Raw genomic sequence first — 5,010 nt, 5'->3', positions numbered from 1 at the left:
CACACAAGGGAGGGAATTAGGAAACACGGGGCCGCACACAAGGGCTTGATCCCGCCCTTGTGTACGGCGCGTGTTGCGTAAATAAGGGTCCTTGTGTGCGTAGCCGGGGGAGGGACGCACAATCCGGGGGGATCGGCCCGCGGCCCCTCCCAGGCGCGCCGGGTGAGCGCGCGGCTTCCCAATGCGCGGACACCATCCGCCCGCAGCCGGGAGGGAACGGGAAGATAGCACCATGACAACGCTGAACATCGCAGTAATCCCCGGCGACGGAATCGGCCAGGAGGTCGTGCCCGAGGCGCTCAAGGCGCTCGCGCGGGCGCTGGAGGGGACGGGCACTGACATCGCCACCACCCACTTCGACCTGGGGGCCAGGCGCTGGCACCGCACCGGGGAGACGCTCACGGAGGCCGACCTCGCCCGGATCAAGGCCCACGACGCCATCCTGCTAGGGGCGGTTGGGGACCCCTCCGTGCCCTCGGGCGTCCTGGAGCGCGGCCTGCTGCTCAGGCTCCGATTCGCGTTGGACCACTACGTCAACCTGCGCCCCTCGAAGTACTACGACGGGGTCCCCACGCCCCTGGCCGATCCCGGCGACATCGACTTCGTCGTCGTGAGGGAGGGCACGGAGGGCCTCTACGCGGGCAACGGCGGGGCCCTGCGCGTGGGGACGCCCCACGAGATCGCCACGGAGGTCTCGGTCAACACCGCGTACGGTGTTGAAAGGGTGGTCCGCTACGCCTTCGCCCTGGCCCGGAAGCGCCGCAAGAGGCTCACCCTGGTCCACAAGCACAACGTCCTGGTCAACGCCGGCCACCTGTGGCGGCGCATTGTGGAGTCAGTCGGCCGCGAGTACCCCGATGTGGAAACCGGCTACTGCCACATCGACGCCGCGACGATCCACATGGTGACCGACCCGGGGCGCTTCGACGTCATCGTCACCGACAACCTCTTCGGGGACATCCTCACCGACGAGGCGGGAGCCGTCACCGGCGGCATAGGCCTGTCCGCCTCGGGCAACCTCAACCCCAGCGGCGAGTTCCCCTCGATGTTCGAGCCCGTCCACGGCTCCGCACCCGATATCGCCGGTCAGGGGAAAGCGGACCCGACGGCGGCCATCGCCTCGGTGGCGCTCATGCTGGACTTCCTGGGGCACGGCGGGCCGGCCGGGCGCGTCGAGGCGGCGATCGCCCGCGACATGGCCGCGCGGGCGGAGGCGAACCGCGCGGGGGAGCCGCTGGCGCGCACCACCGAGCAGACCGGCGACGCGATCACCGCGCTCATCTGAGGGGACTGCCGCGCCGTGCGCTCAAGCGCTGCGGATCCCGGCCAGGGGCCCGGAGGGGCGCCCCCGTGCCCGCGCTTGCGGCGGTGAGGCGGGCGGACTGGGCGAAGCGCCCGGAGGGGCGCCCCTGCGGCCAGGCAGCACGGGGCGCACAGGTCCGCGCGGTGGCGCGGCACCGATTGGAGCTCCGCCCGCCGGGCGCCGTCACTGGACCCCGATGACCGCCCCGAAGGCTGCCACCGAGCCCCAGCGGGTGATATCGGTGAGCGCCGTGTTGACCCCCACGGCCCGCACAGGGGCCGAGTCGGAGGCCAGCAGGGACACGTCCGCGGCCACCAGGTCCACCGCCAGGTCGGCGGGCGAGGACGAGGGCAGGGAGCAGCGCACAGTCCGCGCGTCGGCCACGCCGGCCGACAGCGCCTGGTCGGCGCGCACCATGAGTTCCTCGGCGCGCTCGTCGGCATCGGCCAGCGGCTCGCCCGAGACACGGTTGCGCGGCAGCATCTGGGCGACGCAGTCCCACGAGGCGACCGCGGCGGACAGCGCGGGCGACGAGGCCAGGCCCTGGTCCGCCCGGCCGAACGGCAGGGCGGGCAGTGGAGAGGTGCGGAAGTCCTGGACGCCCCAGGTCTGCACCCCCGCCCCGCTGAGTCCGTTGAGCCGCTGGTTGGCCGACTCCGCCCGCGCGGCCCCGGTGGTCACCGAGATCCCGTAGACGGAGGCCAGGGACTGGGCGCTGCGGTAGCGCCCCAGGGCGATCGCCGCCAGGGTGCGCGCGTCATCGCCCGACTCTGTGGTCGTCGGATCCGCAGCGGCAGCCAAGTCGCGCTCGGCGGTGGCCGCCAACCACGCCACGAAGCCCTCGACGTCCACGGGGGCGTCGGAGACGGGCGCGGGCTCCTCTGCGCCCTCGGGGGGCCGCCCTCCCCACGGATCCCACAGTCCGCCCAGTGCCGTGAGCCTGGTGGAGGACTCGTCGGCCAACGAGCCCAGCGCCTGCTGGCAGGAGGCGCACGCCACGGCGGCCGTGGAAAGGGCCCGGGCGCGCAGCTCCGCCGCCGCCTCGGTGCGCGCCGACAAGTCCCGGACCTGGGCGAACCCGGACAACTGCGGCAGGGACGAGGAGGAGCATCCGGACACGACGGCGGCCACGACGGCGCACGCAGCGCCCGCTCGGGCGAGCGCGCCGCGCCTCGGCGCTCCGGCGGGCGCGGGGCGGGTGGTTTCGGAAATCAAAACAGGCACGGTGGAATCATCCCACACCCCGGGTAGGATATAGACCCAAGTCGGCGCGCCGGTCCTGGCGCGTCCCACACAGCGGAAAGCGGGGAGCAATGGCACATCCAGCACGAGACGCGCGACTCGAGGAACTCCTGGGTCCGGTCGTCGCGCGCGAGGACCTGGAACTCGACACGGTCGTGCGCACCCGCTCCGGGGGCACCCCCTTGGTGCGGGTCACGGTCGACACCCCGCTGGTCGAGGGCGCCGGTGAGCAGGCGAGAGTGGACTCGGACACCCTCGCCGCGGTCTCGCGCGCCGTGTCGGCCGCCCTCGACCGGGCGGACCCCATCGATGGCGAGTACCTGCTGGAGGTGTCCACCCCCGGTGCTGAGCGCGAGCTCACCGAACCCCGCCACTGGAAACGCCAGGTCGGCCTGCCCGTGCGGGTCAAGCTCCGTGACGGCGGGCACGTGAGCGGGCGTGTCCGCGCTGCGGACGACGTGTCGGCCACACTGGAAACCGACGGGGGAACGACTACCATCGAGTACGCAAACATGAAGAAGGCGCGGGCCCGCGTCGAACTCGGTTCAAAGGATTGAGGCGGACATGGAAATCGACATGACGGCACTGCGCATGGTGGAGACCGAGAAGGGCGTTTCCCTGGACACCCTGGTCGACGCCATCGAGGAGGCCCTGCTCAAGGCCTACCACAACATCCCGGGCGCGATCAGCGAGGCCCGCATCGAGATCGACAAGAAGACCGGGCGCGTCACGGTCATGGCCGTCGACGAGGACGAGGACGGCAACCCCATCGGGGAGTTCGACGACACGCCGAAGAATTTCGGGCGCATCGCCCAGGCCACCGCCCGCTCGGTCATCATGGCCAGGCTCCGCGACGCCGACGACCAGCGCGTCTTCGGCGACTTCGCCGGGCGGGAGGGCCAGATCATCACCGGCACCGTCCAGCAGAGCAGGGACGGCCACCTCACGCGGGTCCAGATCAGCGACGACTTCGAGGCCGTCCTGCCCGACTCGGAGAAGGTCCCGGGTGAGGCATACCGCCACGGCGACCGCATCCGCGCCTTCGTGGTCGGCGTCGAGCGCACCGAGCGCGGCCCCCGCGTCACCCTGTCGCGCACGCACCCCGGCCTGGTCGAGTGCCTCTTCGAGCGCGAGGTCCCCGAGATCCAGCAGGGGCTGGTGAGGATCAGGGCGATCGCCCGCGAGGCGGGGCACCGCACGAAGATCGCCGTGGCGGCCACCCGCGAGGGCATCAACGCCAAGGGCGCGTGCATCGGCCCCGTGGGCGCCCGCGTCCGCGCGGTGATGACCGAGCTCGGCGGCGAGAAGATCGACATCGTCGACTACTCGGACGACCCCGCGCGCTTCGTCGCCAACGCCCTCTCGCCCGCGCGCGTGACCCGCGTCGTCGTCCACTCCGTCGACAACCGCACCGCGACGGCGATCGTCCCCGATTTCCAGCTCTCCCTCGCCATCGGCAAGGAGGGGCAGAACGCCCGCCTGGCCGCCAGGCTCACCAACTTCCACATCGACATCCACTCGGACACGGAAACGGGGGACGAGGCGACCGCCTCGCGCGTGTCCACGCCGGATTCCGTGACCAGTCGCTCATAGGAGTTGGCCAGGGGCCGCGCCGCGCGTGGATTAAACTAGGTAACCGTGTCGCAACCATCCGCACCGGGGGGCGCCGCCTCTGGCGGCCCCGTCCGGACGTGCATCGGCTGCGGCGAGCGCGGCGCGCGAGCGGACCTCGTCCGCGTGGTCGTGCCCCCAGGAGGCCCCGCGACAGTGGACCTCCGACGTGATCAGCCCGGCAGGGGCGCGTGGATCCACCCCGATCCCGCGTGCGTCCAGGCGGCCCGCGGACGCCGGGCGTTGGAGCGCGTCATGCGCGCGCGGACCGGCACCGGCTCCTCAGTGTGGGCGCAACTGGAGGCGATCGCGAGTCAAGCGGCGAACGCCGACGATCGAGAAACGGAAGCGGGTTGGAAGCTGATGGGCACCCGATGAGTACCCAGCGATGAGCTGCCAGCAAGACGAATAACGCGCCTCCTGCCCGGAGGCGCTTCCGGACAGGAGAAATGTGGCAAAGTTGCGTGTCCACGAGCTCGCCAAGGAGCTCGGAATCACGAGCAAGGAATTGATGGGGCGCCTGAAGGAAGCGGGTGAGTTCGTCAAGTCCTCCTCGTCGTCCCTGGAACCGCCCGTCGTGCGGTCCATGCGCGAGAAGTTCGCGGCCGCGAAGCCGAAGGCCGACGCGAAGCCCGCGCCGAAGAAGCCCGCCGCCCCCAAGGGCGGTGCGAAGGGCAGGGAGACGGCGAAGGCGAAGCCCGCGCCGAAGAAGCCCGCCGCCCCCAAGGGCGGTGCGAAGCCCGCCGCCCCCAAACCCGCCGCCGCGCCCAAGGCGCCCGTGGCCCCGAAGCCGTCCGCCGCGAAAGCCCCCAAGCCCGGTGCCGCGCCCAAGGCCCCCGCTCCGGCGCCGGGCA

At 72.0% G+C, this 5,010-nt stretch carries 6 protein-coding genes; 5 read left to right on the top strand and 1 reads right to left on the bottom strand.

Annotated elements, in window-relative coordinates; translation table 11 throughout:
* The first annotated feature begins 232 nt into the window (after window positions 1-232).
* Window positions 233-1,285 (top strand): 3-isopropylmalate dehydrogenase, encoded by a 1,053-nt coding sequence (locus BH719_RS02255; RefSeq protein ID WP_009743118.1) that lies wholly within the window; start codon window positions 233-235, stop codon window positions 1,283-1,285.
* 201 nt (window positions 1,286-1,486) lie between these two features.
* Here BH719_RS02255 and BH719_RS02250 read toward each other — a convergent pair whose 3' ends face one another.
* The gene (locus BH719_RS02250; RefSeq protein WP_009743117.1) at window positions 1,487-2,527 is read right to left on the bottom strand and encodes a hypothetical protein; all 1,041 of its coding nucleotides are present in this window, start codon (window positions 2,525-2,527) and stop codon (window positions 1,487-1,489) included.
* A gap of 89 nt (window positions 2,528-2,616) precedes the next feature.
* Here BH719_RS02250 and BH719_RS02245 point away from each other — a divergent pair, with 89 nt between their 5' ends.
* From BH719_RS02245 to BH719_RS02235, 4 genes are all read left to right on the top strand, one after another.
* Complete coding sequence (locus BH719_RS02245; protein WP_009743116.1) at window positions 2,617-3,102, top strand: ribosome maturation factor RimP; 486 nt, start codon at window positions 2,617-2,619, stop codon at window positions 3,100-3,102.
* A 7-nt stretch (window positions 3,103-3,109) separates the two neighbouring features.
* A complete protein-coding gene (nusA, locus tag BH719_RS02240; protein ID WP_009743115.1) occupies window positions 3,110-4,138 on the top strand; it encodes a transcription termination factor NusA in 1,029 nt (342 codons plus the stop codon).
* Between the two features lie 45 nt (window positions 4,139-4,183).
* Window positions 4,184-4,534, top strand: coding sequence for a YlxR family protein (locus BH719_RS09000; protein ID WP_281198327.1), 351 nt, complete (start codon window positions 4,184-4,186; stop codon window positions 4,532-4,534).
* A 73-nt stretch (window positions 4,535-4,607) separates the two neighbouring features.
* The coding region (locus BH719_RS02235; RefSeq protein WP_173647175.1) for a translation initiation factor IF-2 N-terminal domain-containing protein at window positions 4,608-5,010 on the top strand (403 nt) is incomplete at its 3' end.

This window comes from Pauljensenia hongkongensis, assembly GCF_001746855.1.
In the GTDB taxonomy this organism is placed as follows: domain Bacteria; phylum Actinomycetota; class Actinomycetes; order Actinomycetales; family Actinomycetaceae; genus Pauljensenia; species Pauljensenia hongkongensis.
Note: the sequence above shows the minus strand (reverse complement) of the source record. Positions and strands in the feature narration are given on the sequence as shown.